Origin of the sequence: Vibrio nomapromontoriensis, assembly GCF_050337205.1 — a bacterium.
Classification (GTDB): Bacteria; Pseudomonadota; Gammaproteobacteria; order Enterobacterales; family Vibrionaceae; genus Vibrio; species Vibrio nomapromontoriensis.
The window spans coordinates 271,608-297,219 of record NZ_JAKJSS010000010.1 but is presented as its reverse complement, the minus strand read 5'-3'; the positions used below and the strand labels follow the sequence as shown (position 1 = coordinate 297,219).

Below are 25,612 nucleotides of genomic sequence, written 5' to 3'. Positions count from 1 at the left end.
ATTTTTTGGTGGCGCATCGTATACGACTTTACTGGTTTCCCTAACAAGATATTGCCTCAATGGCTTATAAACCCGAGCGACAGCATCTAAGAATCTATTAAATTCAATAAAAACAAGTGGTTAACAATCATCTTTCTAAGGAGGTATGAGATTTACTGACTATTTATCATGTAAGATTTATCTGAGAAACACATTTTGGGTCATTTGCCACCTAGATAGCTTGTTAGACCTTCACGGCAAAGCACGAATTTATTAATAGACGATTGGCTGCACAGCCCATATAGAATAGGGCTTCCAGCGTGTTATGTGATAACATACGCCCATCAGCTTTATGAATGTGCAACTGATCTCATTTGTTTGACTGATCATGGTAGCAATCTGCTATGAATTAACTAATGAGGATAAAGTAGTGAGTAAATTAACGGCAGAGCAAAGAAAAGCTCGTGATGATGAGCGCTTTTCACAACGTGTGGCAGAACGCAGAGAAAAAGGCGAAGACGTTATCGCCTATGCCCTTACGACAAAAAAAGCCGTGAAGTTTTTAAGTAAGTCTGAGAGAAAAGAACTCAACCGTAGAAAGCTTGCTAATCAAGAAGAAAAGCAACTCAAAGAAAAAGAAGAACTTAAGCGAATTGAAGCGTCATTCACCAACGACACTGACGCTGAATAAATTAATTAACCTTAATCGGTGAACGGTAAGCCTAGTATCGACATCATGCCTTTAACAGGAAGAGTGTCGCGACTAGGCTTTTTCAATGTTACCGCTTCTCTAGCAACCCTATTTAAAATCAATTATTCACGATTTACTGTTAAGTAACTCAGCATAACCACCTTCACGCAGCGCTTTCTCCATAATATTGACCACACGACGACTGGTTGTGTGATTAAGTAACTCAGATCGAGTCTCACTGATTAACAATAACGATGATATATGCTCAATTTCATCCGCAAATCCCCCACCTTTTACTGGCATTGATATCTGCTTGAGCTGACCTTGATATGTTATGTCTATCGTCGTCGGGTTCCACCACTTACCATGAATAATAATTTCTAGCTCTGGACCACGGATAATGGCTTCTCGAGCGAGATCTCGAGTAATGGAAGCGCCAATTTTACCTTCCAGCGCACCTGAAAAAGTAAACGTAGCGTTTTCATCCACTTCACTTTGAGAATTATCTTGCGCAAATTCAACCTGTGGTTCAGTCACCGATACTCCGGCCAGTTGGCATAAATCCGCGTACAACCACAGACCATAAACGCCAACATCTAACGTCGCACCACCACACAATTTAGGGTTGAATAAATGCCATGCACTGTCAAATTCATGCCAATTACCAAATGAAGCTTCCACGGACCTAATGACAACGTTTTGCTGTCTAATAAATTGTTTCATTTCACGATATGCAGGGAATGTGACGCTCTTCATGGCTTCAGCTAACAGTAATCCGTTCTCTTCAGCCAATGCTGCCATCGCGTCCCAGTCGGCAAGATTGGTCAATGCAGGCTTTTCAACGAGCACATGTTTACCGCTGTTTAAAAACAGCTCAATCAATTCTTTATGAAATGGGTGAATGGTAGCAATATAAATGGCATCGACTTGGCTGTCTGCCGCTAGGTCTACGTACGACCCATAACTCGTATCACAGCCATATTGTTCTGAAAACTGCTGTGCTCTGCTCAGATCTCTCGCCGCTACAGCGTAAAGTTCTGCATTTTCCACCGACCCAGTTAAGTCCTTAACAAATCGATGAGCAATATTACCCAGACCTGCAATGCCCCAGCGTACTTTGTTATTCAAACGACTCTCCTTCACGGTTTTCCTACAAATAGCAATTTTATTAGGTTATTTTCCCCATCTCAGGCAAGCTAATCAAGCAAACCTGCCATTATTCTTTATGATAACTATATTGACATTGCTACATGAATCACCAATCAGCGCAACATTCACCAACCAAATGGATTAACTTATGGCAAACCCTGAACATCGTGAAGAATTGGATAAGCTCGACAAAGTGAGCGTCTGTTTTTATCGGTTTGGTATCTCTCTATTTTCTGTTGCCTTATTTGGCTGCGCCTTTATCGCGTCACATCAGCTTAAATTAATCACACTGCCTGGCAATGCATCACAAGTGGTGATATTGGTATTTTGTCTTGCGAGCGTGTTCACCGCTGCGAACTTGCATGTTTACAGCAAACACGTCCGAGCGATTATAGTTTGGTCCACGTGGCTGGGTTTATTGATCATGCTATATGCCGCGCAACAAAACCTATACTGGCTCGCGCTTGGTTTTTTCTTCGTTACTTTTTCCGGTATCGCCCTAAAAGAGTCATTCTGTTTTAAGGTTTACGGTCTAAAATTGGTGCCGCTATTTCTCGCGATGAACACCCTTTTCATATTTCTGGAATACTGGCAAGGCGTACTCGTTTTCTCTTCTATCACTGGGTTAATCATGATGTATCTGGCAGTACAAAAATGGCGAATGCCGCTGCATTTTGATATTGGTATTAAAGCCAATTATGAAATTTAGTATACAGCCATACAGAATTCAAAAAATGTTCCTATTAGCAATAATGGTGTTCTTATAACTTGTAATTAATTGAGGCGACTTAGCAAGTCGTTGATAGCTGTTCTGCATTACTTCCAAGGCACAGGCGCCAATCGCTGCTTTAATAACGAGATAAACCCAGAGATACGAGCGGAACGTTCTTTCTCTGGGCTGCTTAACAGGGCGACGATATTAGCGTTAGGTAAAGAATAATCCGGTAACAGGCGCACCAGCTCACCACTATTAATTTGAGGTTGAACGTCCCATTCCGATCGCATGATGACGCCTAAGCCCGCCATAGCCCAGTCCTTAATCACTCGACCTTCGTTACTTGCCAACGCCGGATTGATTCTGATTACTTCATGTTTCCCATCTTCAACATGGGTAAACTGCCACAATGTGACGTCCTCATTATTCTCTCTTAGCGCAATACACTGATGTTTAACTAACTCTTGCGGGGTTTCAGGGCACCCCATTGCTTGAATGTAAGTTGGCGATGCGCAAATAAAGCGCTGATTCGTCGCCAGGGTGATCATTTTTAATGATGAGTCATTTAACGCGCCAATATAAATAATGATGTCCCACTTATGGTGACTCGACCAAATAGGATTGTCGGACAGCTCCAACTCGATATCGAGTTGCGGGTGTTGCCGTTTATATTCCCCCAGCAACGGAGCAACATAATCATTACCAAAACCAAGCGGAGCCAAGACTCTCAGCTTGCCACACACCAGTTCTTTTCTCTCATCAAGCTGTTCTTGTAACTCATCCAACTCTCTAAGAATAGAAAGCCCTCTCTCCAACAAGATCTGCCCTTCTTCTGTCAGGCTCACGACTCGTGATGGTCGCTGGATAAGCTGAATCGATAATTTTCGCTCTATGTGCTGGAGCCTAAGAGTGACAGAAGGCGGCGTGATATTTAAAGCTCTGGCCGCATCGGCTAACGTTCTATGATTAGCAATCGTGGCAATAAATTTAAGGTCTTCCGTCGTGATCATTTAGCTCAAACCTAATCTATGAGTTAGTAAATATTAATGTAAAACAAAACATAGTTTTTAGATACTGTTTACTCATCAACAGATTTGGTGTCTTTGAGATACATCAATCTAATTTAGCGTCTGATACATTAGGTAATGCCACTATGCTTCAAAATTCAGATTTAAAGATTCACTACGATAAGTTGGATACACCATTCTTATTCGTCAATAAACCAGTATTTCTTAATAACTTAACAAGATTGCGTACAGAAATAGAGGGACTCAAGTGTGAGCTGCGACCACACTTTAAAACCCTCCGAGCCCTTGAATCAACACCGTATCTACTGCCTAAAAAAAGTTCTCCTATTACCGTCTCTACCATGAAAGAAGCGGAAGCACTGGCAAGCGCAGGCTATCGCGATATCATTTACGCGGTTGGTATTGCAGCGTCTAAGTTACCGCGTGTCGCTAACCTCTTATCCAAAGGCATCGAGATCAAAGTCATACTAGACAGTGTCGAACAGGCTAAGCTCCTGAATGAATTCAGCATAAACAACCATTGTGCTATCTCGGCACTAATAGAAATAGACTGTGATGGACATCGAGGTGGCATCACACCTGACGATCCTACATTGGTCAAAATTGCTCAATTGTTGGACCGTGGTGCAGCCTGCTTTCAGGGCATACTCACTCATGCCGGAGAGTCTTATCAATGCTTTGATCAAGCATCATTACGCGCAGCAGCCCAAAACGAAGTCGACGCGGCAGTCAACGCAGCCCGTCACCTTCGCGCCGCCGATATTATCTGCAACATTGTCAGTATTGGCTCGACGCCTACCGCACACAGCTACCAAAATTTAGATGGCATCACCGAAGTGAGAGCCGGAGTCTATGGCTTTTTTGATCTCGTCATGACAGGAATTGGGGTGTGCACGACCCATGATATTGCCGCGAGTGTTGTCACCACAGTGATCGGTCATAATAAGGAAAGAGGCAGCCTTTTTATTGATGCGGGATGGATGGCGCTCTCTTCTGATCGGGGAACGGCTAGTCAACCAAAAGATTGCGGGTATGGTCTATTAACAGATAGCGCAGGTAAGGTTCTCGACAACCTGCAAGTCACCACCGTAAACCAAGAGCACGGTATTATTGAAGCCGTGGACGACAACAACATTAATTTTGATAATTTCCCGATTGGTTGCCGCTTACATGTCTTACCTAACCATGCTTGCGCAACCGCTTCAATGCACCAGCACTATCACGTGTTTGATATACAGACGAATGCCTACGATGTATGGACCAGAGTTCAAGGGTGGTAACATGATTTATTTAAGCGAAACACAAACAGCACAATTAATCTCTCACGAGCTCGCCTATGTTGCAGTAAAGGAAGCGCTCGTCGCCGCAACAAACAGTGAGACGCAGTTGTTTCCCGTTGTCAATGCACAGGGTCCACAAGTCGACTCCATGTTTTCACTAAAGTCTGCCTGTACTGAAAATTTGGTTGGTTGGAAAACCGGAAGCTACTGGCCAGATAACCATCAGCATGGCATACCTTGCCATGGTACGACCGTTTTTTTATTAAGCCCAGAAACGGGTGAGTTAGTTGCAGCGGTCGCTGCGAGTCAAGTCAATGCCTACCGGACTGCTGCTGCGGATGCAGTTGCCGTCGATTACTTAGCTAGAAAAGATGCATCAGTATTAACTGTGTTTGGAACAGGCCATCAAGCTCAGTATGAAGTATCTGCCATTGTCGCCATTAGACCAATATCTCGGGTCATTGTGGTTGGCAGAAACAAAAGTAATACCGACATATTTGTTGAAAAGCTCATCAAAAAAGGCATTCCTGCCGAAGTGGGCACTGCTCAATATGGTTGTGAGCAAGCCGATATTATTGTTACCGCTACGACAGCGACCGCGCCATTATTCCAAGCCGACTGGGTTAAGCCTGGCACCCATATCTCTGCGATGGGCGCAGATAAAGTTGGCAAGCAAGAGCTACCAACGGAACTCTACCCGCGTGCAAGACTATTTTGTGACTACGAGTCTCAATCTGTTGTTATTGGCGAGTTCCAGCATACGACCAATGCTTCTATTACAGAAATTGGAAAAGTCATTACCAGTGTCGCTATTGGGAGTGCAAATACCGACGATATTACTATTTTTGATAGTTCAGGTATCGCAGTTCAAGATCTGTTTGTTGCAGCTAAACTACTTGAAATGGCGCAATCTAAATGATGACTAACATCACGTCAACGCAATACTAAGACCATATCGTAGCACCACAAGGGCGATTCATATGGTTCTCTTTCTAGTATGAGCTAATACGGATAATCAAACACTGTATCCCATGAATATATTGTAGCTATGGTCATTAGTTCACTTATAACCACATGTTTGCTAAATCAGGATGGTTTTTCACAACAATCTCCTGATTTAAAAAAAGAAACGTTTACTATCAAGCAAAAAAGGGTATATACCTAAACTTCTACAATTAAAATAACTGACTAATTAATGACGCTCAAAGAAATCCTTCAAATTGGTAATGTTCGCTACTTCTTAATGTTTCGAAGCAGCTACTTTGCACGCTTTTACTACCCCGTATTCACCCTACTCTATTTGGATTACGGCTTAACCCTGTCTCAGTTTGCCATGCTAAATGTGGTTTGGGCCGCCACCATTGTTCTGGCAGAAGTGCCATCCGGCGCATTTGCCGATACGTTAGGCCGAAAAAAGCTTGTCATGTTGTCTTCGATTGTCATGTTTATCGAAATCGCCATGATAGCTCTGGTGCCCACAGGCGATCCCAACTTGGTGTTCATCGTATTTTTGATCAACCGAATATTAAGTGGTTTAGCGATGGCTTTGGCCAGTGGTGCCGATGAAGCGCTGGCCTATGACACCTTAAAAGAACAAGGCAAAGAAGACCTTTGGCCGCGAGTGTTACAAATCCAGATTCGTATTGCTTCCACCGTGGGTATCTTTGTCACTCTGCTTGGGGCTGCAATGTACGATGTTAACTTTATGGCTAACATTTTTCACTTCCTCGGGTTCTCGGCACCAGAAAGTACCCAAGACCTCATGCGCATCCCCGTCTTTGCCACTTTAATTGTCGCAATGATCGCCATTTACGCAGCGTTCAGCATGAACGAAGACAACAAACCACTGCCAAGTGATAGCACGAAGGCGTCCACAACGATGGCAAGCTTGAGGCTCACGTTCGCCACAGGGAAATGGGTACTTTCCACGCCTTATGTACTGTTCATATTGCTCTATTACAGTTTGTTCGAACACATTTCGCGCATGTTTTTAACGATGAACAGCCAATATTATCGCGCGATTGATATCCCTATCATCTATTTCGGCTTTATTGGCGCAGGAATAAGTGTGCTTCAAATTCTATTAGCAGGGAAAAGCCGTAAGCTAGCAGAAAGCATGGACCCAATAAAATTCATACTTGTCATGGGCTTAGCAAGCATGGCCACTTACTATTGGATCAGCCTTGGGTGGTCAATTTATGGGGTCATACCCGCGCTGCTTCTCATTTTCATTATTATGACGATGAACATTTTCATCAGTTATCATCTCAACAAAAAAACCGCCTCTCACAACAGAGCAACCGTACTTAGTTTTAAGGGTTTGATGTTTAACCTTGGATACGGTTCGATTGGTATTTTATACGCCTATTACTATAAGCTCGTGTCTCAAGGCTATACGGCGCAAGAAATCGAACAGAACATTGACTTTCTAGCGTCACTGTCTTCATTTTTCTACTATTTTACCTTTTTGTTTATCTCAATCAGTGCCGTATTTTATGTTAAAAATAAAAGGAAAATGATTTTTGGAAACACCTGAACAACACGTTACTGGTCGCCTTTTGATATCTATTGACGGTCACTTGATATCAAAGTTTGATTCCTATGATGTACGTCATCGCTATTGCTGAATATCTGGGTCAATTTACTATTGGCCATTTTAAGCCTGTTGTGGCTCTAGGGCATGCTTGGGGTACTGGTCAATCTGCCACTCACGATCATATGTATTATTACATTTGAGGTTCGCTCTATTGCTACAATGATGGCGAATCTCACAGCGTTTAAGGACACTAAAGGCATTGTGTTAACCATCACCACACCGCCCTTCTGAAATAAGGACTCGGCAAAAAAGCAAAAGCGAGTTCTAGGCTCGCTTTTGCTTACTCATTCAATGGCAACAGTTCAACAGACGGCCTCGTAACCACAAACGCTTCATTAGGCCACAACCTATTAATATTATGTGTACCAACACGTTTTGGGGCATAACTTAGCCAGCAAATAGTAAGCTGGCTATAAAGTATTCAAGAGGTTAATTTATTGTTGTTCAACGTAAATTGCTTGGCCACTTATAGTTTGCTCTGATACGGGAATCAGGTACTGGTAATCTGTGCCTTGCCCACCTAGCATCACTGAATTGTTACTGCCTGTCGCTCCTAGTAAAACCCCATTTGCACCAAGTTTTGCTGCCTGATTTTTCAGTTCCTCAATAGCATAGTCAATGGAACTTTGCTTAGTTAGACCAGCGTCACTTGAAGCATTGACTAAGGCGATTGTTTCATATATCTCTGGCGGTTCAGCATAGAAGCGTACTGATCCTGGATCGATAGGCTCTCTTGCTTCGCCCACTAGTATAGAAGATCCAGAAGCACATCCAGTGAGAGCAAGGACGAACGCAAGTACGAGTGATTTATAGGTTCTCATTTTAAACTACTGCTATATGATTATTTGAGCACAACATTATACAGCCAATTATCAGCATCATGAGAAAAAGTATCACCATCTACTTACCTTGATTCGCGACAAGCAACAGACACAAACACGGAAAGGGGCAAATACTGTAAGGTAAAGCTGTCTCAGCTACCTAACCAATTAAAAAAGCGAGCTCTAGGCTCGCTTCTTACTAACAAATTGTGAACTGATTACAGTAATTCTACCGACTGCTGAGCAATCACAAACTCTTCATTAGTTGGCACAACTAATGCCACTGCGCCTAGCAATTCTGATTTACCAATGATGCCTGCCGCGCCAAAACGAGCAGCTTCATTGCCTTTCTCGTCTTCAACAAAACCTAGTAGCTTAAGGTTACGCATGATCTCACGACGGATAGGAAGCGAGTTTTCACCAATGCCGCCCGTGAAGATAACTGCATCTAAGTGGTCAAGCGGAATCAGGTAAGAACCAATGTACTTCGCCACACGGTATGTAAAGACTTCAAACGCTAGCTTAGCACCCTCATGACCGTCCTCCATCGCTTCTAGCACGCCACGAGCGTCAGAAGTGATACCAGACACGCCTAAGAAACCAGACTTCTTATTAAGCGTCTCAAACACCTTCTCTTGGCTCCAGCCTTTCTTCATCAAGAATTCAATAATTCCTGGGTCAAGGTCACCACAGCGTGTGCCCATCATCAAACCTGATAACGGGGTAAAGCCCATAGACGTATCCACACTGTTACCGTTACTAATGGCACATACAGATGCGCCATTGCCAAGGTGAACAGAGATAAAGCTTGATTCTTCTACTGGCTTGTTAAGCATTTTCGCAGCTTCTCGGCTAACGAAGTAATGGCTAGTCCCGTGGAAGCCGTAACGACGGATACCATATTCAGAATACAATTCACTCGCGATAGCGCCTGTGAACGCTTTTTCAGGCATTGTCTGGTGGAAAGCCGTATCAAATACTGCAAATTGAGGAAGCGCTGGGAACGCTTCGATTGCAGCACGAATACCAATAGCGCCCGCTGGATTATGCAATGGTGCAAGATCGGCAAGTTTTTCAATTTCTGCAGTTACTGCTTCATCAATACGTACTGTCTTAGTAAATTTCTCACCACCGTGAACAATACGATGACCGATTGCAACGATGTTACTCGCTAAACCTAACTCTTCCGTTAAACCAACTAACTTACCGATTGCTAGCTTGTGATGGTTTTCTTCACCTTCTACTGCGATTTCGGATTTTTGCCCGTTAAATTTCCAACTCATACGAGCATCGGCTAGACCAAAACATTCACCCAAGCCACTTAAGACTGCCTCACCGCTTTGAGAATCGATAACGGCAAACTTGAGAGATGAACTACCAGAGTTGATGACGAGAACAAACGAATCAGACATGCGAAAATGTATCCTGTTATTGAGCATTAGTGGAAGAACGCCTTCCTAATATATTCTACACGTATTATTCAATAATTTTTGAATCTTTCAACTTTCTTTTAAATAAACATTTGTATCAAAATGACATTTGTTGATGATGATCAATATTTAAATTAATTCACCCATTGAATTTAATCAAAGAACCTAACCCTTTTGGGTTAACAGTCTGCATGTGCGAATCTTATAGACACAAAAAAGCCGAGCATTCGCTCGGCCTTCAATTAGTGTTTAATGCTCAATCGCATTAAGACTCAGTGTTGCGTGATTGACCACGCTCACCACGGTGGCTACCACGGTGGTCGCCGCCACGGTTACGGTCGAAACGACGTTCACCTTCAGCGCGTTGACCACGGTTGGCACCGTCACGGTTACCACGGTAGCCGCCGCCTTCGCGACCGCCTTCACGGTTGCCGTCACGTTGACCACGATGGCCTTCACGACGTGCACCACGGTGGTTGTCACGACCGCCGTCACGACGAGGACCGCGAGATTCACGGAAGTCGTTGAATTCAACAACTACTGCGCCTACTTCTTTCTGACGAATGCGAAGCTTACGAAGTTTGCCAGCAACGTCAGATGTCATTTGCTTAGGCAGTTGAACGTAAGTTTGACCTTTATCTAGCTTGATAGCACCGATAGAGCCTTTAGTCAGACCAAGTTCGTTTGCTAGTGCGCCAACGATGTCTTTAACTTGAACACCTTGCTCACGACCTACTTGAAGTTGGTATGTATCCCAATCTTGAGTGTTGAAGCTACGACGACCATCACGGCCAGCATCCGGGTTATCACGACGCTCTTTACGACGCTTCTTGTCACGTTCAATCGCTTCGATCATTGGATCTGGACCAACGTAGAACAATGGACGCTTACCTTGTTGACGCTTAAGTAGAATCGCTGCAAGTGTTGCTGCATCGATTTCTAGACTTTCTTGTAGCTTTTCAACTAGCTCAGCAAAGTTTTCTAGTGACTTGTGTTCTTTCTCTTTTTCTAGCTCAGCACCAAGCTTAACTAGACGAGCTTCTGCAACTTGGTCACGAGGAGGAAGTTGAATCTCTTCCATTTGAGACTTAGTTACACGCTCAATCGTACGCAGCATACGGATTTGGTTTGTGCGAACAAGAAGGATAGCTTTACCCTTACGTCCAGCACGACCAGTACGACCGATACGGTGAATGTATGACTCAACATCGAATGGGATGTCGTAGTTAAATACGTGAGTGATACGTGGCACATCAAGACCACGAGCAACAACGTCTGTTGCTACTAGGATATCGATTGAACCCTGTTTGATGTTGTCAACAGTACGCTCACGTTGAGATTGAGGAATATCGCCGTGTAGTGCTGCAGCGCTAAAGCCACGTGCACTTAGCCAATCCGCTAGACGCTCAGTATCTTGACGAGTACGAACGAAAACGATAGAAGCATCAGTCTCTTCAGTTTCTAGTAGACGAGCCATTGCTTCGTCTTTTTCTACGCCTTTCACTACCCAGTAGTTTTGAGCAACTTTATCAACCGTGTGGTTAGTACCCGCAACGTCGACACGTGCTGGATCACGCAAGTAGCGGTCAACAATTGTTTTTACCATTGGAGGCATAGTTGCAGAGAACAGAACGCGTTGTGCTGTTTCTGGCGCTTTTTCTAGAATCCAAGTAACGTCGTCAACGAAGCCCATTTTTAGCATCTCATCCGCTTCATCAAGAACGAATGTGTGAGCTTGGTCTAGGTGTAGACGGTCACGAGTTAGAAGGTCTTTAACACGACCAGGTGTACCCACAACAATGTGAGCACCGCGGCTTAGAGCACGCATTTGATCAACGATAGAAGCACCACCGTAGATCTCTAAAACTTTCAAACCTTTGATATCACGACCAAGGTTTTTGATTTCAGCAGCAACCTGAATCGCAAGCTCACGTGTAGGAGCCATGATGATCGCTTGAGGTTTGTGTTGGTTAAGATCGATTTTGTTAAGAAGCGGCAAAGAGAATGCTGCTGTCTTGCCCGTACCCGTCTGAGCTTTACCTAACGCATCTCTTCCTTCTAGTAATAGAGGAATTGCAGCCGCCTGGATTGGAGTTGGCGATACAAAGCCCATAGAGTCTAGAGCTGAAAGGATGTTTTCGTTAAGCGCTAATTCATTGAATTGAATTACAGAATCTTGCATTGGGATCCCATTAAAGTAAATATAAACACAGGTCCCATGAGCTCTACCAATTCCAAACTGATCCAATACTGTCGAAATGACAATAGATAAGAGCTGATTCCATTCAGATGCGGAAAAGTGACAAATCGCATCAAGCCACTAGGGACGTAAACAAGGAGGCGGATTATTCCCTAAATGCACAAAAAAAGCCAGAAAAAATTGAAATACATCACAATTTTCTTCATACATCGTCATTATTGAGTAATGTGCAATCGAATTGGCAACTTTTTAAGCGCTTCCCTCTTATATTACTGCGCTTTCACCCTTGAGTTTCAACTAGGCATTAACCTAGCCTTTGGGTATAGTGTTGGCACTTTCATTGCTAAGAAGTAGATACATGTTTCAAGATAACCCGCTACTCGCTCAACTCAAACAGCAGATTCAAGAGAACCTTCCTAAAAAAGAAGGCACAATCAAGGCAACCGAGAAAGGTTTTGGCTTTTTAGAAGTTGATGCTAAAACCAGTTTCTTTATTCCACCACCGCAAATGAAGAAATGTATGCATGGTGATAAAGTCGTGGCTATTATCCGAACTGAAAATGATCGTGAATTAGCAGAACCACAGGAACTGGTAGAGCAAGGTGTCACTCGTTTTATTGGACGAGTAAAACGCTTTAAAGGCCGTCTCAATGTCACGCCTGACCACCCTGCCCTTAAAAAGCTATCACTGAAAGCGAAAACGCAAAAAGGCATCAAAGCCGATGACCTTAACGACGGTGACTGGGTTGTCGCACACGTTATCAACCACCCTCTAAATGGGGACAGTGGTTTCTTGGTTGAAATTTCTAAGAAGATTACCGATGGTGACGACAAAATTGCGCCTTGGTGGGTCACGTTAGCGCAAAATGACTTACCTAACAGTGAACCTACTGGTCTAGAGTCTTGGGAAATCAAAGACGACTCAGCATTAGAGCGTACTGATCTTACTGCCATGCCATTTGTTACCATTGATGGTGAGTCTACCAAAGACATGGATGACGCGCTGTATGCGAAGAAAAAAGACAATGGCGACTTTGAAGTCACCATCGCCATCGCTGATCCTACTGCTTATATTACACCTGAAGATGAAATGGACGTTGTGGCTCGCCAACGTGGCTACACCATCTACCTGCCAGGTCGCAATATTCCAATGCTTCCTCGCGATCTCGCTGACGATGTCTGCTCACTGATTGAAAATGAACTGCGCCCAGCACTTTGCTGCTCAGTCACCGTAGATAAAGATGGCGTTATTCAAGATGACATCAAATTCTTTGCGGCAACCATGAAGTCTCATGCAAGATTGGCTTACCAACACGTATCCGATTGGTTAGAGACTGGCTCAAGTGATACTTGGCAACCAACTAACGAAATCGCGACGGTTGTCCGTGACCTCTACGACTTCTCTTTAGCTCGCGCAGCATGGCGTGAAAATAACGCAGTGGTTTTCCCTGACCGCCCAGATTACCGCTTTGAATTGAGCGAAGATAATGATGTTATCGCTATTCACGCTGACTCACGACGTTGTGCTAACCGCCTTGTTGAAGAAGCCATGATCACTGCTAATATTTGTGCGGGTCGTACGTTAAAAGAAGCGTTTGGCTTTGGCGTCTTCAATACTCACGCAGGTTTTAAAGCGGAGAAAATTAAAGACGTACTCGAGTTGGTTAATCCAGTAAACGAAGAGCCTATCTACACCGATGAGCAAATCACTTCATTAGAAGGTTTTGCTGCATTACGTCGTGATTTGGGCGGATTAGACTCAAGTTATTTGGATAACCGCGTTCGCAAGTACCAAGCCTATAGCGAAGTGGGTAATGAGCCACTTCCTCACTACGCGATGGGACTTGATGTCTACGCAACTTGGACATCACCAATCCGTAAATACGGCGATATGGTCAACCACCGTCTTCTTAAAGCACATATCACTCAATCTGAGCCAACCCAAAAGCCTGATGATGTATTAGGTGATGAACTGGCAATCCACCGTAAGCACCATAGAATGGCGGAACGTACAGTGGGTGATTGGCTCTATGCACGTACGTTGGTCAATGAACCTAAAAATGGCACCGAGTTCACTGCGGAAATATTCGATATTAACCGCGCTGGCATGCGTGCCCGTTTAACAGAAAATGGCGCAGCGGTATTTATTCCAAACTCGCTCATTGTGAATAACAAAGAACGTATTGTAAGTAATAACGAAAATGGCACCGTGTCGATCGATAAAAACCTCGTTTACCGACTAGGCGACACACTCAAAGTCGTGCTGTCAGATGTGAATTTAGAAACACGTAGCATTGTCGCAAAACCAGTTGAAGTGTTTGCTGAGCCCGCGCCAAGCAATGACGTAAACGCGCCAGAACAAAACGCTCCATCAGAGAAGTAACGCTTCACGCATAACTCGGTCATAGCAGACATGTTCATTAGTTTGTCTACCATGTTCATTAATTTCTCTATATAGAAAGAAAGCCAGTAGAATCCTACTGGCTTTTTATTGGCTTGTAATTTATTGATTTGTAACTTTCTGGCTTATCACTTGACTGTTCGTTAATTAGTTGACGACATTGACATCAATAATCATCACTCGAATTTCCGTACTGGATGCGGCTTCATAAATGACCCCTAGGGTTTCATCACCATTCACACCTAAATCTTGCAATACGACAATATCTGAATAGGCACTATAGCCATCTCTAAATTGAGTACGCTGCGTGAAATCGTAAACACCGCTGCCGTTATCTACTGCACTCCATATTGCCAGATCGTTTCTATCAGAACTGATTGCACCGTTTCCTTGCGGCCCTGACATGAGCACTCGATTGTCGCCGTAACGAGCCAAGCCGATATCCACTTGATCCAATTTGAAAAAAATCGAACCATTTACTGAATTGCGCGTTTCTGTAACTTCAACCCAACTTACCCCATCGTCTTCGCTAATATAGTGGTAACGATTAAAGTTACCCGTCCCAGTGACACCATCGTTACGAGCAGACATGAGCAACCGTCCATCATTGAGCTGCACCATATCTGCCTCACTTGGCTCTTGAGCATAGGTCGGGGTTTGCTGGCCGGCGTGCCAAGTTGTGCCATGGTCATCACTATATATAGAGACGACCGACAGATGGGAGAAAGCATCAAGAACAATAGCAGGGAAAATTAATCGACCTGATGCCAATTGAATACCTTGACCTGGGCCGGCGTTAATGCTCTTCCATCCAGGATCACCTTTCCCACCGCTTGCGCCTGTTTTAGTCCATCCCTGCTCACCTGGATGATTAACCACATTGCCATTTTCACGTCGCATTAAACTGGCATTAAAATCACCCTGTAATACATTCGCCACAGTGAACGAAACCGATTTATACGCTGAACTTCCTTGCGTGGAAGAACAGCCATTCCCCCACGTGACTGTTTTCGATCTGTGTGATTGTCCAGCCCATTGGCTGGCAATTAACGTACCATCGACATAGAAACTCGCATGAGTTCCATCGCCAGTAATACGATAATCATGGTAACCACCAATATCGAAACCTAACGGGTACTCGAGATTTTGACCATTCGCGTACAACACCGCTTTGACTGACTTGTCCTCGTTCACGACTAAATCAACCAAAAATCGCGTGGTACCGTTACCGTAGTATTGAACGTTACAAGAGCCATTTGCCACTCTTGACTGCCACCCTAACTCCCAACCGTTACTGTTTGCTTGGGTAATGACACTCGATGCCGGTGTTAGTGACCATGTTGCTCTACCATTAATAGCCGCATCTCCGTTAGCAAACCAGTTCACATCGCGAACTTGGTCCAACACATCCGTTGCGGCAGACCACGTCTGACCATGATCATCACTCACGCGATAAAGCAATTTATGGTTGGGGTCATCAAACGGCACGCAGTTGCCATTTTGAGCGCAATCGATATCCCACTGCGTATAAAAAACAAACAACCGCCCTGAAGTGGAATCTAAAATAGGTCTAGGATCAGAAAACGCCTGACCAGACACTTCATGGATCGCTTGATAAGCGGACCATGTTTGCCCGTTATCCACTGAACGTCGGCTTTTTATACTGGTCGCTACGCCATTGCCCGGATCCCCAGATGTACCGCGACCTTCGGCAAACGCCACGAGTGAACCATCAGCAGCGACGATCATTGATGGTATTCTAAAGTGGCTGCTGCCTCCTTCTCCCCCTTTAAAAACCACCACATCTCGAATATTTGGGGCGATAGCATTCGCTGGTGACGTCATTAGTAATAGCGTAAACAGCAACGATGCCAGCCACGCCACTTTCATCAAATCCGTCATCCCTTTTATTGACTTTATAAATTCTTGCACTGTCTTTCTCCTTGTTGATACAGAAAACGACACGCACCACCACAGACATCGAGTATCCAGAGAGGATACTCACAAAGTGTTTATCGTTTAAATATTGTTGGCGATAGCTCTCGACTTACATAACGACTTGCAAAAGCGCACATTGCGTCGACGCATGCCCCTTACCGTCTTCTCCCCCGATAACTAACATACCCAGATCTGTCGAGACACTCATCCCGTATGCACATGCACGGGGCAACCGGCCTATGCGCTGCCATTGCCTAGCAGAAAATAACCACACATCGTCGCAATAGGTCTTGGTTAACCCCTGATGGGTATACCACTGCTTCTCTTTCGCTCTTTGTTGACTACCAATAAAGTAAGCGCCACCCGCCACTAAATACCCAGAAGTTGTTAGTCCGGAAAAAGCACCCGCTACACCTTCATGTTTGGGAAACGACTGCTGAATACAGGGCAATAAATGGCTAACGACTGGATGGCGAGGATGGAACGTGAACTGTTTAACTTGAGTACTGCGTAATCCTGGTTTCACTTCACCTTCAATCAAAACCACCTTATGCCCATCATGAATCAAACTGGCACCACAATTAGCGGGGTATGGATTTTTCATTAAGACTTGCCACGTTTGAGTTTGGCAATCGAACAACCACACATCCTGATTCCATTGGTAATCTTCTGGTGCCATTGACATATATTCGACTAACGTCGCTTGATGTTTAACTGGATCTTCCTGCGGATCGATTAAAGACAAACGCCGAACAAAATCGTCAAACAACGGTTTGTTATAGCCGCCAAAAAATGCGATTTTGTCAGGACTAATCTCACAGGCATTGGCACCTAGCAATCCAACAGGGGTATCTGAAGACACTCTAAGCCACTGACTTTCTTCAAAGGCAACGGATGCACCAACCTCTAAATAATATCCATCCGTCAGCACTTGAGTTGTAAGGCTGTTTTCGGCTAATCCAGCACCAGAAAATACCCAGATACGGTGCTCGGTCGCCACCATAACTGCGTCGTTTCGCTCTGAAGCAGGAAAGGTGGGCAACGGCTGCCAGCCTTGATGCAACGTCTCTAAATCTAAATAAAAAAGTTGCGTTCCAGCACTTCCTAGCCCAGCAAAGACTCGCTGACCAACACGCGCCGCGACACCATTTTTTATAGCGATGGGAAAATCAGGATAAGCGGTTATTGACAGAGTCATGATGCGCTCCTAATTCGTCACTTGAACCGATTTACCATCCCAAGACAGTAAGTACACTTCTTTACGAGCCTCACGTTGTTGATCTTCCCCGCCAATAATGAGAACCCCGTTTTCCGTGGTAAATGACGCCCCATAAGCTAGCCCATGCGGTAAACTTGTCGATTGTGACCAAAGCCCATCAGAGAGCACGTAGGTTTCTCGGTTAAATGCTTTGCCAAATCCGTTATGGGCAAACATGTTACCTTGCTCAAAAGCGCCTTTCGCACCATGAAAGTTGGCCCCGCCAGCCACAATCATGACACCATTACTTTCACCTGCGTATGCCCCTGCTACTCCTTCTTGCACACTCTGGCCAGTAGGTTGAGGAAGATCATGCAAACTTACCCATGGTTGCGCCGCACCAAACCGGAATTGCTTCACCTCAGCCGTTCTCAGCCCTGGTTTAATTTCACCGCTAATCAACGTTGCCATTGGCCCTTTCGTTACAATGGCAGAGCCACAATTAGGGATAAATGGTGAAGCCCCTAAATCATCCCAACGGCCAGTTTGAGGAGAGTAGCTCAACACATTCTGATTCCATTTATAATCTAGTGGCTTCATTCCCATGTAATCATCAACAATTTTCTGCCATTTTTTAGGCTGCGTTTCCTTATCGGTTGCATTAATCTCTGAAAGATATTGGTCAAAGTAACCCTTGTTGTAGCCGCCAAAAAACAGCACCTGCTTCCCATCGGGAGAATAAGACGCCGCTCCTAATAAACCTACTGGTGTTTCCGTCTCAACCTGCGACCACTCATTGCTCTTAATGTCATAGCGGTACACCGTATCAAACAAAACAGGAGCAGCATCGTTAGCACTTTGCTTTCCTGAGCCACCAAAAATATAAATGTTGTTATCAACGACTGTCGCGGTTGCACCACTACGAGAAGGGCCGGTAAACGTCGCTTGTTCTCTCCAGCCTTGCGTTACATTATCAAGGTCAAGCATATAGAACCCTTTACCTGCTGAGCCAAGTCCAACGTAAAGCTTGTTGTCAACCTGGACACCGACGCCACTTTTAAAACCAACCGGCAGATCCGGCCATTGTTGGTTGGCATATAGCGATGCGCTACATAAAAGTGTGAGACTACCAAGGATTGAAGTCGCAAGAGCCGGGATTCGGGTACGGCGTTTAGTGAGATTGTCCATTCTAATTATTCCTTTTATCTATACCATGATGCCAAGAACGCTCCAGCCAACGTGAACGTCATTTGTTTAACTTTCATACACAGTATTGATCAAAAAAAATAATTTTTACAAGATCAAATTAACAAAAAAATAATCTTTATTGAGAATAGCAATAATTTTCGAGGTGAAGATGCAAACCAAGCGGCACATAAAAGAAAAGCCCGCCGAAGCGAGCTTATTAAACTAGATAATCAGAGTACTAACTCGTCATTAGAGGCATAACCACTTCCGCAGTTTCTTGTACGGATTCTGAGTATTCAGGGTAGGTTTCAAGCAGCTTATTGACTAGCACATCCACCAGTAACAGCGCGCCCACTTTTGACGCAAAAGCCCCGCCAGTCAAGGGGCCCTCTGGCCTTGCGGCAACCAACATTTCGCTCGAAATAGCCGATAATGGGCTATGACTAATATTCGTTAAAGCGATCACAGGAATATTGCGTTTGTAAGCTTGTGTGGCAGCATGGACCACTTCTTTTGTCGATCCAGAACTGGATACCGATATCCATAAGTCGCCCTCACTACAGCGAACGGCGTTCATCGCTGCAAGATGAGTATCTTCATACATGGTGACTTTTTTACCAATCCTTAGTAATCGGAAAGATAAATAGCGCCCTACAATACTCGACGCTCCAACCCCAACGCAGCTAATAAAACTGGCTTCATGAACAAGCGCACAGATTCGGTCTAATGATTTTCTATCTATAAGCTTGGCGGTATCTTGTAAACTTGCTACCGCGTTTTGAGCAGACACATCACATACGTCTCCATCAACGATGGGTGCATTGCGCGTCGCGGTTTGGCTTAAATCTATCGCAAGCGCCATACGAAAGTCTGAATACCCTTTGTACCCCATATCACGACACAGCCGGACTACTGTCGCTTCACTGGTTTGAGTATTCTTGGCAAGATCGGTGATTGTTTGAAACTGCACGTCATGCGCATTTTCTATAATGTAATCAGCGACGATTCTTAATTTTTTACTCAACGGCTCAATATTAGAGCGCATCCTGACTAAAAGGTTTTTAGGCGAATTCACAATAGCCTCTTTCTCATGTTGGCATAGCTTCTGCTAGCGTAAAAATAACAGACTCAGGAAAACAATGACATAGCCCTAAGTATTTAAGCAGTAAATTAGTAGATTCAACAAATAAAGCTGCAATTTAATGGTTAGAAACCATACAAAAAGGGGATTTCCCGTGAAACGATGCCCCTCTTTGTATCGCTCATTACAGACTTAAATTCTTAGAAAACGGGTTTTATAAGAAATCAGCATCTCGCATTTTTGCTATAACATCGGCTTTCTGTGTTGTCGTTAAAGCGCGAATAGGCGAACGAGAATCACCAACATCAATATCATGTAACGCCATCGCCGCTTTACCTGCAGCCACACCACCGTACTCAACTAATACCCGAATAATGGCGATAACCTTATCCATTAGAGCGCTAACCTGCGCTTGATCACCACGATTAAACGCTTCAATGATCTCTAAATATAGAGGCGCTGCGTAGTTATAGGTGCTACCCACCGCACTCACTGCCCCAACTGCTAGGCCTGCAGGCAAGAACTCATCAACACCAAACGGTACGTCAAATTTCCCATCAGCTACCCGAACGCAACGTTGATACTCATAAAGGTCGCTATGATTAAACTTAGCGCCGGACAGATTAGGAATGCGATCGTTACCTTGAATAAGGAACTGCTCCAAATCGACATTCACCCCAGACATTCCAGAATGATAATAATAGAAGCCCTTCGACGGTGCAGCCGCCGCAACTTGAGCACAATATTCAACCAAATCTTCTACATTACCCGGCTTAAAAAAGCAGGGACCAATGGCAGATGTCGCTAGGATATCAAGCGTGTCGGCATGGCGAGTCAATTCTAATGTATCAACAATGCTCAACGCCCCGGTATGTACAATTAGATCTAACTTACCATCCGCCGCTTTCTCCCAGCGCTTGGCAATGGTTTTTCGCTCTTCGACCGAGCAGTGGATCCCTTCACCTGTTGTTCCACAAATGTATGCGCCAGTAACGCCCTGTTCAATAAGGTGTGCCGCTATCTGATCAATCGCCCCAAGATTAACGCGATTTGCAGAATCAAACGGCGTATGAGGTGCAGCAATTAAGCCTGACAATTTTTTCATCTTCATCCCTTAAAAATAACATCTATATATTCTGGTCATATCGATGGAACAGAGGTCCCTATTCCATCTTATAAGTTGGTCTCGTTTCTTTTTAAGCACTAGCGTGATACTCACTTGAATAACCTAATGCTCAAATGGCTCATTACTTGGCTACTGCCCGTATCCCAACATAAGTTCTGGTAGGAACAACGTAAATTGAGGGAACACCGCAATCAGCGCCAACACAATAAACAAAGGCACCAACAATGGAATAACGCCTCTTGTTAACGTGTGGAATGGAATGTCACCGACTTTAGAAACGACGTACAACGCCATCCCCATCGGCGGTGTCAAAATACCAATCATTAAATTCAAAATAGCCATGACACCGAAATGCACCGGGTCAATGCCTACCGCGGCCGCAACGGGTACTAAAAACGGAACCAATAACAGCAACAGTGCCAGCGACTCAATAAACGTACCCAAAAACAGCAAGAGTAAGTTGATAAGTAGCAATAGAACCAGAGGGTTATCACTAATGGTCAGGAAATAATCGGCCATCATCTGTGGCAATTGTTCACGCGCAACAATCCACCCAAACACCGTTACACCCATCACCATTAGAGCCACTACCGCTGTGGTGTTAACCGTTTCTTTTAAAATATGTACAAAACTAGAAAGTGTTAATTGACGATATACCACCGTACCCAAAAATAGCGCATATAAAGAGGATACAACCGCCGCTTCTGTTGGTGTGAACTTACCAGAGAAAATACCGCCGATAATAATGACGGGGGTTAATAGCGACAAAAACGCTTCTTTAAGTGACTTAAACTGGTCTCGGCGAGATGCACGAGGTAGCGTCATATAGCCGCGTTTCTTACAAATGACATAGCTCATAATCATGAGCGATGCCGCGCACATTAAACCCGGTATTGCACCTGCGAGAAACAATGCGCCAATGGACGTATTAGACACGACACCGTAAATAACTAACGGAACCGATGGTGGCACCAGGGGACCAATAATGCATGATGCCGCCGTAAGTCCACCAGCAAAATCGTCGTCGTATTTTGCATCTCTCATCGACTTAATTTCTAACTGCCCAAGACCACCCGCGTCGGCCAAAGCCGAACCAGACATTCCAGAAAACAGCAGGCTTGCCATGATATTGACATGCCCTAAGCTGCCCGTAATGTGGCCAACCATAGATTTGGCGAAATTAAAAATTCGCTCTGTAATACCAGCACTGTTCATTAGGTGCCCAGTTAATACAAAGAACGGAACAGAAAGTAAGGTAAAGTTATTGATACCCCCCAGCATTTGCTGAGCAGCGAAGTTAATACCGGTACTTTGTGTCAATAGCAAAAATACCAGCGCGACAAAAATGAGTGAGAAGCCTACTGGCATCCCTGCAAAAAGAAGGGCTAACCAGCCAAAAATTGAACCTGCCATATCGAATCCTACCTAGCCATTGTTTGCGAGCTCTGCTCACACTCTACTTCGTCGTTGCGACGAAAATCCTTTACGAGCTGAACCATTTTTTCCACTTGGCGAACCACCATAAACGCCCCACCCACTGGCAAGCTGTAGTTCATCCATTTACTGGATATTTCCAATGTAATCAGTTCAAAAAATGCGGTACGTTGCACGTGTTGATAACCAAGGTAGACGATGGCGAAAATAGAAGCTAAAACCGCCAGTTCCAGAGTGAAAGCCAGTACAAAGCGAGTATTGTAGGAAAGCTTATCCGAGAAAAATGTGATTTTGACGTGTGACCCGCTTTTGATTGCCAATGCGCAACCAATTAACGACATATACATAAAGAGCAGCCTTGCTAACTCTTCGCTCCAAAGGGATGGGTCATTTAACAGCCATCGTGTGCCTATTTGCCACGTCAACACTGCCAGCAACACCGCCATTAGAGGAACCGTTATAATTTCTTCTATATTATCAATAATCTTACGTAACATTTTTAGCTCCAAGGCTGGCCCCTAATGGCCAGCCAAGCTTGTTTACAACCAAAGTAAATCGCGACCTATTGTTTAGGCTTAGTCCTTACATTCCGGCTAATTTTTTCACAATCGGCTGACCAATTTTTGCTTCAAACTCTGAATACAGTGGCTCCATTGCTTGACGGAATGGTGCCAAATCAGGGTAAGTGACGTTAACCCCTTCAGATTCAAAGAAAGCGACCAATTCAGCTTCTTGTTGTTTCACTGAAGCCGTATGCGCAGCCCCCGCTTTTGCTACGGCTTCAGTGACAACATTACGCTCTGCATCAGACAACTTCTGCCATGTCGTATCTGAAATGATCACCATTTGATCGTTAACAATATGATTAGTGATGGCTAGGTTCTTTTGAACCTCGTAAAACTTCATCGTTTTAATTGTTGGAAGTGGGTTCTCTTGACCATCTACCGCATTGGTTTGCAGTGCCAAATACACTTCAGAGAACGCCATGGGTGTTGGAGAGGCGCCAGACAGCTTCGCGTAATTCAAGTTTGGTTTGGCATTTGGAACACGAAGTTTCAATCCTTTAAAATCACTGATCGATTCCAATGGTCGGTTTGATGTGGTTTCACGAGTACCGTTGTACCATGTGTCCAAAGCACGCCAGTTAAATTTAGTCAGCATTTCCTCACGGATGCCTTGTCCAAAGTCCGATTCAAACATACGGCGCAGATGCTCGTAATCCTTAGCGACGTAAGGCAACGTAACAGCTTCAGCTCGTGGGATCCAAAGACCCATTCGCCCAAACTCTGCATAAGTAATGTCCAAATCGCCCATGCTTAACTGTTGCAACATTGCTCGGTCATCACCAAGCTGTGCGCTTGGAAAAAGTGATAGTTTCAATTCACCATCACTAAGCTCTTCAATGGTATCGGCAAGCAATTTAGCTGACGTGTACTCAACCGATCCAACCGACGCCTGCATACCCATTTTTAGTGTTGTTGCTGCTTGTGCTGAAACTGCAAATCCGAGTGTCAGCATCGCGATGGTAATTTTGTTCATGGCTTTCATATTGTTCCCTTATATTTATTTTCTACCTGATTTCACCACTTTCAAAAAAAAATTTTATTTTGTTTGAAAAAAATCTTCGTTATGGATTATCATAGCGGTGAAGATTATTTTCAAACCTAGATTTAACAAAATGTGATCACGGGCAGATATTCGAACCAGATAACATTCAAAGTACTCATCTAGTGCCCTTGTCCATTTACATTTTTTTGTAGTAACACTTGATTTGAGAGGTCCACCGTGAGAGATAAAGCGATTAACATCAATGATTTAAAAGGAATTCTTAACGGACAGACTGTCGTTTCTATACAACCTGTAGATGGCAGCCCGCTTGCTAAAACCGAGATTGTGGTGGCGATGGCTCAAGCCGCCGAACAAGCAGGGGCTCGAGCGTTAAGAATTGAAAGTGTCCGTAATGTTAAAGCGGTTTCGGCTCACGTGGGTATACCAATCATTGGAATTGTGAAGCGAGACCTAGTCGATAGCTCGATAAGAATCACGCCATACTGCAGTGATGTGACCGCATTGGCCGAGGCTGGCGCGACCATTATTGCCTTTGACTCCACCGACAGACCAAGACCAGAAAGCAGAGAATCCATTATCGCTACTATCAAAAAATCGGGCTGCTTTGCGATGGCAGATAGCGCCTGCTTTGAAGATGGGCGCTGGGCTCATGAACATGGTGTTGAAATCATTGGTTCTACCCTATCGGGTTATGTCGGTGACGTCGAACCTACTGAGCCAGATTTTGAACTTGTTAGACAGTTTTCGCAGGCGGGATTCTTTACAATGGCGGAAGGTCGATATAACACACCAGAACTCGCCGCCAAGGCCATTGAATGCGGCGCCACGGCAGTCACCGTTGGTTCTGCCCTCACAAGACTAGAAGTCGTGACTGGTTGGTTTAATCAAGCTACGCGCGCTGCCGAGGTACACTAATGAACACCCTTGCTATAGATATTGGGGGCACAAAGATTGCTCTGGGATTGATTAAAGACGGGCAACTTGACGAACGAATACAGATTCCTACCACCCGTGCGCTTTCAGCAGAGCAGTTTGCTGGCTACATTCTCGAACACTGCCAAACGTGGCTTAACCAGGTGGATAAAATCGGCGTGTCGACAACAGGCCTAGTCACCGAGCAAGGTATCAGCGCCATCAACCCCGATACACTCGCCTTCCCTACCCCATTTCCCCTTCAGCAAGCACTGGAAAAAGCGACCAATAAACCAACGCTCATGCTAAACGACGCGCAAGCCGCCGCTTGGTATGAATATTTACATATTGGTCATGGCGCTAACAATATGGCATACCTCACAGTATCGACTGGTGTTGGCGGTGGACTCATCATCGATGGAAAGCTCCATCGAGGCCACAACAATTTCGCGGGACATATTGGTCATATGGTTGTTGACCCAAACGGGCCTTTATGTGGATGTGGTCTACAAGGCTGTGTTGAAGCCCTAGCCTCCGGCACCGCAATACAAAAGGTGGCTCGCCAACAAATATCGGCTTGTATCACTAATGTTGAATTATTCCAACGAGCTCACCACGACACACAAGCTAACGCTATTATTGACAGTAGCGCGCAAGCCATTGCCACCGTATGCAGCAATTTAAAAGCCAGCCTAGACTTAGATATTATCGTCATTGGTGGTGGCGTTGGCCTTGCCGATGGATATATTGAAAGGATAAGGCGCTACATAGCAAACAAACCCGCGGTCTTTCAAGTCACTATCACCAAAGCAAAAGGCAACCATGACGCCTGCTTACTGGGCGCTGCTGCGCTTTTTGACTAGAACATACAATTTC

22 protein-coding genes are annotated in these 25,612 nt (G+C 44.6%); 9 read left to right on the top strand and 13 right to left on the bottom strand.

Going from position 1 to position 25,612, the window contains the following annotated elements:
• Positions 1 to 409: 409 nt before the first annotated feature.
• A complete protein-coding gene (locus L4D05_RS14325) occupies positions 410 to 670 on the top strand; it encodes a DNA polymerase III subunit epsilon (protein ID WP_250618517.1) in 261 nt (86 codons plus the stop codon).
• Positions 671 to 796: 126 nt separating this feature from the next.
• On the opposite strand, the gene L4D05_RS14320 is transcribed toward L4D05_RS14325, so the two are convergent.
• The gene (locus tag L4D05_RS14320; RefSeq protein WP_428794424.1) at positions 797 to 1,798 is read right to left on the bottom strand and encodes a Gfo/Idh/MocA family protein; all 1,002 of its coding nucleotides are present in this window, start codon (positions 1,796 to 1,798) and stop codon (positions 797 to 799) included.
• A gap of 169 nt (positions 1,799 to 1,967) precedes the next feature.
• On the opposite strand from L4D05_RS14320, the gene L4D05_RS14315 reads away from it, so the two are divergent.
• On the top strand, positions 1,968 to 2,528 hold the full coding sequence (locus L4D05_RS14315) for a DUF2301 domain-containing membrane protein (protein WP_428794423.1): 561 nt from the start codon (positions 1,968 to 1,970) through the stop codon (positions 2,526 to 2,528).
• Positions 2,529 to 2,635: 107 nt separating this feature from the next.
• Here the strand turns inward: L4D05_RS14315 and L4D05_RS14310 are convergent, their stop codons facing one another.
• Entirely contained in the window at positions 2,636 to 3,544 is a 909-nt protein-coding gene (locus tag L4D05_RS14310; RefSeq protein ID WP_428794422.1) for a LysR substrate-binding domain-containing protein, read from the bottom strand.
• A gap of 143 nt (positions 3,545 to 3,687) precedes the next feature.
• Between L4D05_RS14310 and L4D05_RS14305 the strand changes: the two genes are divergently transcribed.
• The 4 genes from L4D05_RS14305 to L4D05_RS14290 all read left to right on the top strand — a co-directional run bounded on the left by L4D05_RS14305 (position 3,688) and on the right by L4D05_RS14290 (position 7,578).
• Entirely contained in the window at positions 3,688 to 4,842 is a 1,155-nt protein-coding gene (locus tag L4D05_RS14305) for a DSD1 family PLP-dependent enzyme (RefSeq protein WP_428794421.1), read from the top strand.
• Between the two features lies 1 nt (position 4,843).
• Positions 4,844 to 5,761 (top strand): ornithine cyclodeaminase family protein, encoded by a 918-nt coding sequence (locus L4D05_RS14300; RefSeq protein WP_428794420.1) that lies wholly within the window; start codon positions 4,844 to 4,846, stop codon positions 5,759 to 5,761.
• Between the two features lie 276 nt (positions 5,762 to 6,037).
• Positions 6,038 to 7,378 carry an MFS transporter gene (locus L4D05_RS14295; RefSeq protein WP_428794419.1) on the top strand — a complete coding sequence of 447 codons (1,341 nt, stop codon included), beginning with the start codon at positions 6,038 to 6,040 and terminating at the stop codon, positions 7,376 to 7,378.
• Positions 7,379 to 7,443: 65 nt separating this feature from the next.
• Positions 7,444 to 7,578 carry a hypothetical protein gene (locus L4D05_RS14290; RefSeq protein ID WP_428794418.1) on the top strand — a complete coding sequence of 45 codons (135 nt, stop codon included), beginning with the start codon at positions 7,444 to 7,446 and terminating at the stop codon, positions 7,576 to 7,578.
• 294 nt (positions 7,579 to 7,872) lie between these two features.
• Here the strand turns inward: L4D05_RS14290 and L4D05_RS14285 are convergent, their stop codons facing one another.
• The 3 genes from L4D05_RS14285 to L4D05_RS14275 all read right to left on the bottom strand — a co-directional run bounded on the left by L4D05_RS14285 (position 7,873) and on the right by L4D05_RS14275 (position 11,871).
• Positions 7,873 to 8,259, bottom strand: a complete 387-nt coding sequence (locus L4D05_RS14285) for a hypothetical protein (protein ID WP_428794417.1) — start codon at positions 8,257 to 8,259, stop codon at positions 7,873 to 7,875.
• 218 nt (positions 8,260 to 8,477) lie between these two features.
• Positions 8,478 to 9,671 carry an acetate/propionate family kinase gene (locus L4D05_RS14280; RefSeq protein WP_428794416.1) on the bottom strand — a complete coding sequence of 398 codons (1,194 nt, stop codon included), beginning with the start codon at positions 9,669 to 9,671 and terminating at the stop codon, positions 8,478 to 8,480.
• Positions 9,672 to 9,954: 283 nt separating this feature from the next.
• The gene (locus tag L4D05_RS14275) at positions 9,955 to 11,871 is read right to left on the bottom strand and encodes a DEAD/DEAH box helicase (protein ID WP_428754400.1); all 1,917 of its coding nucleotides are present in this window, start codon (positions 11,869 to 11,871) and stop codon (positions 9,955 to 9,957) included.
• 376 nt (positions 11,872 to 12,247) lie between these two features.
• On the opposite strand from L4D05_RS14275, the gene rnb reads away from it, so the two are divergent.
• Positions 12,248 to 14,272: an exoribonuclease II gene (gene rnb / locus L4D05_RS14270; RefSeq protein ID WP_428794415.1), complete on the top strand. Its 2,025-nt coding sequence runs from the start codon at positions 12,248 to 12,250 to the stop codon at positions 14,270 to 14,272.
• 165 nt (positions 14,273 to 14,437) lie between these two features.
• Here the strand turns inward: rnb and L4D05_RS14265 are convergent, their stop codons facing one another.
• The 8 genes from L4D05_RS14265 to L4D05_RS14230 all read right to left on the bottom strand — a co-directional run bounded on the left by L4D05_RS14265 (position 14,438) and on the right by L4D05_RS14230 (position 23,803).
• The gene (locus L4D05_RS14265) at positions 14,438 to 16,222 is read right to left on the bottom strand and encodes an exo-alpha-sialidase (RefSeq protein WP_428794414.1); all 1,785 of its coding nucleotides are present in this window, start codon (positions 16,220 to 16,222) and stop codon (positions 14,438 to 14,440) included.
• A 115-nt stretch (positions 16,223 to 16,337) separates the two neighbouring features.
• Positions 16,338 to 17,426: a YjhT family mutarotase gene (locus L4D05_RS14260; protein ID WP_428794413.1), complete on the bottom strand. Its 1,089-nt coding sequence runs from the start codon at positions 17,424 to 17,426 to the stop codon at positions 16,338 to 16,340.
• Between the two features lie 9 nt (positions 17,427 to 17,435).
• Positions 17,436 to 18,614 carry an N-acetylneuraminate epimerase gene (locus L4D05_RS14255; protein WP_428794412.1) on the bottom strand — a complete coding sequence of 393 codons (1,179 nt, stop codon included), beginning with the start codon at positions 18,612 to 18,614 and terminating at the stop codon, positions 17,436 to 17,438.
• 238 nt (positions 18,615 to 18,852) lie between these two features.
• Positions 18,853 to 19,689: a MurR/RpiR family transcriptional regulator gene (locus L4D05_RS14250; RefSeq protein WP_428794411.1), complete on the bottom strand. Its 837-nt coding sequence runs from the start codon at positions 19,687 to 19,689 to the stop codon at positions 18,853 to 18,855.
• A 220-nt stretch (positions 19,690 to 19,909) separates the two neighbouring features.
• Positions 19,910 to 20,800 (bottom strand): dihydrodipicolinate synthase family protein, encoded by an 891-nt coding sequence (locus tag L4D05_RS14245; protein WP_428794410.1) that lies wholly within the window; start codon positions 20,798 to 20,800, stop codon positions 19,910 to 19,912.
• Between the two features lie 150 nt (positions 20,801 to 20,950).
• The gene (locus L4D05_RS14240; RefSeq protein WP_265673836.1) at positions 20,951 to 22,234 is read right to left on the bottom strand and encodes a TRAP transporter large permease; all 1,284 of its coding nucleotides are present in this window, start codon (positions 22,232 to 22,234) and stop codon (positions 20,951 to 20,953) included.
• A gap of 8 nt (positions 22,235 to 22,242) precedes the next feature.
• Positions 22,243 to 22,764 (bottom strand): TRAP transporter small permease, encoded by a 522-nt coding sequence (locus tag L4D05_RS14235; protein WP_265673835.1) that lies wholly within the window; start codon positions 22,762 to 22,764, stop codon positions 22,243 to 22,245.
• A gap of 73 nt (positions 22,765 to 22,837) precedes the next feature.
• A complete protein-coding gene (locus L4D05_RS14230; protein ID WP_265673834.1) occupies positions 22,838 to 23,803 on the bottom strand; it encodes a sialic acid TRAP transporter substrate-binding protein SiaP in 966 nt (321 codons plus the stop codon).
• A gap of 252 nt (positions 23,804 to 24,055) precedes the next feature.
• On the opposite strand from L4D05_RS14230, the gene L4D05_RS14225 reads away from it, so the two are divergent.
• Positions 24,056 to 24,739, top strand: a complete 684-nt coding sequence (locus L4D05_RS14225; RefSeq protein WP_428754418.1) for an N-acetylmannosamine-6-phosphate 2-epimerase — start codon at positions 24,056 to 24,058, stop codon at positions 24,737 to 24,739.
• Positions 24,739 to 25,599, top strand: a complete 861-nt coding sequence (locus L4D05_RS14220) for an N-acetylmannosamine kinase (RefSeq protein ID WP_428754406.1) — start codon at positions 24,739 to 24,741, stop codon at positions 25,597 to 25,599. The genes L4D05_RS14225 and L4D05_RS14220 overlap by 1 nt, the downstream gene beginning before the upstream one ends.
• Positions 25,600 to 25,612 lie beyond the last annotated feature (13 nt).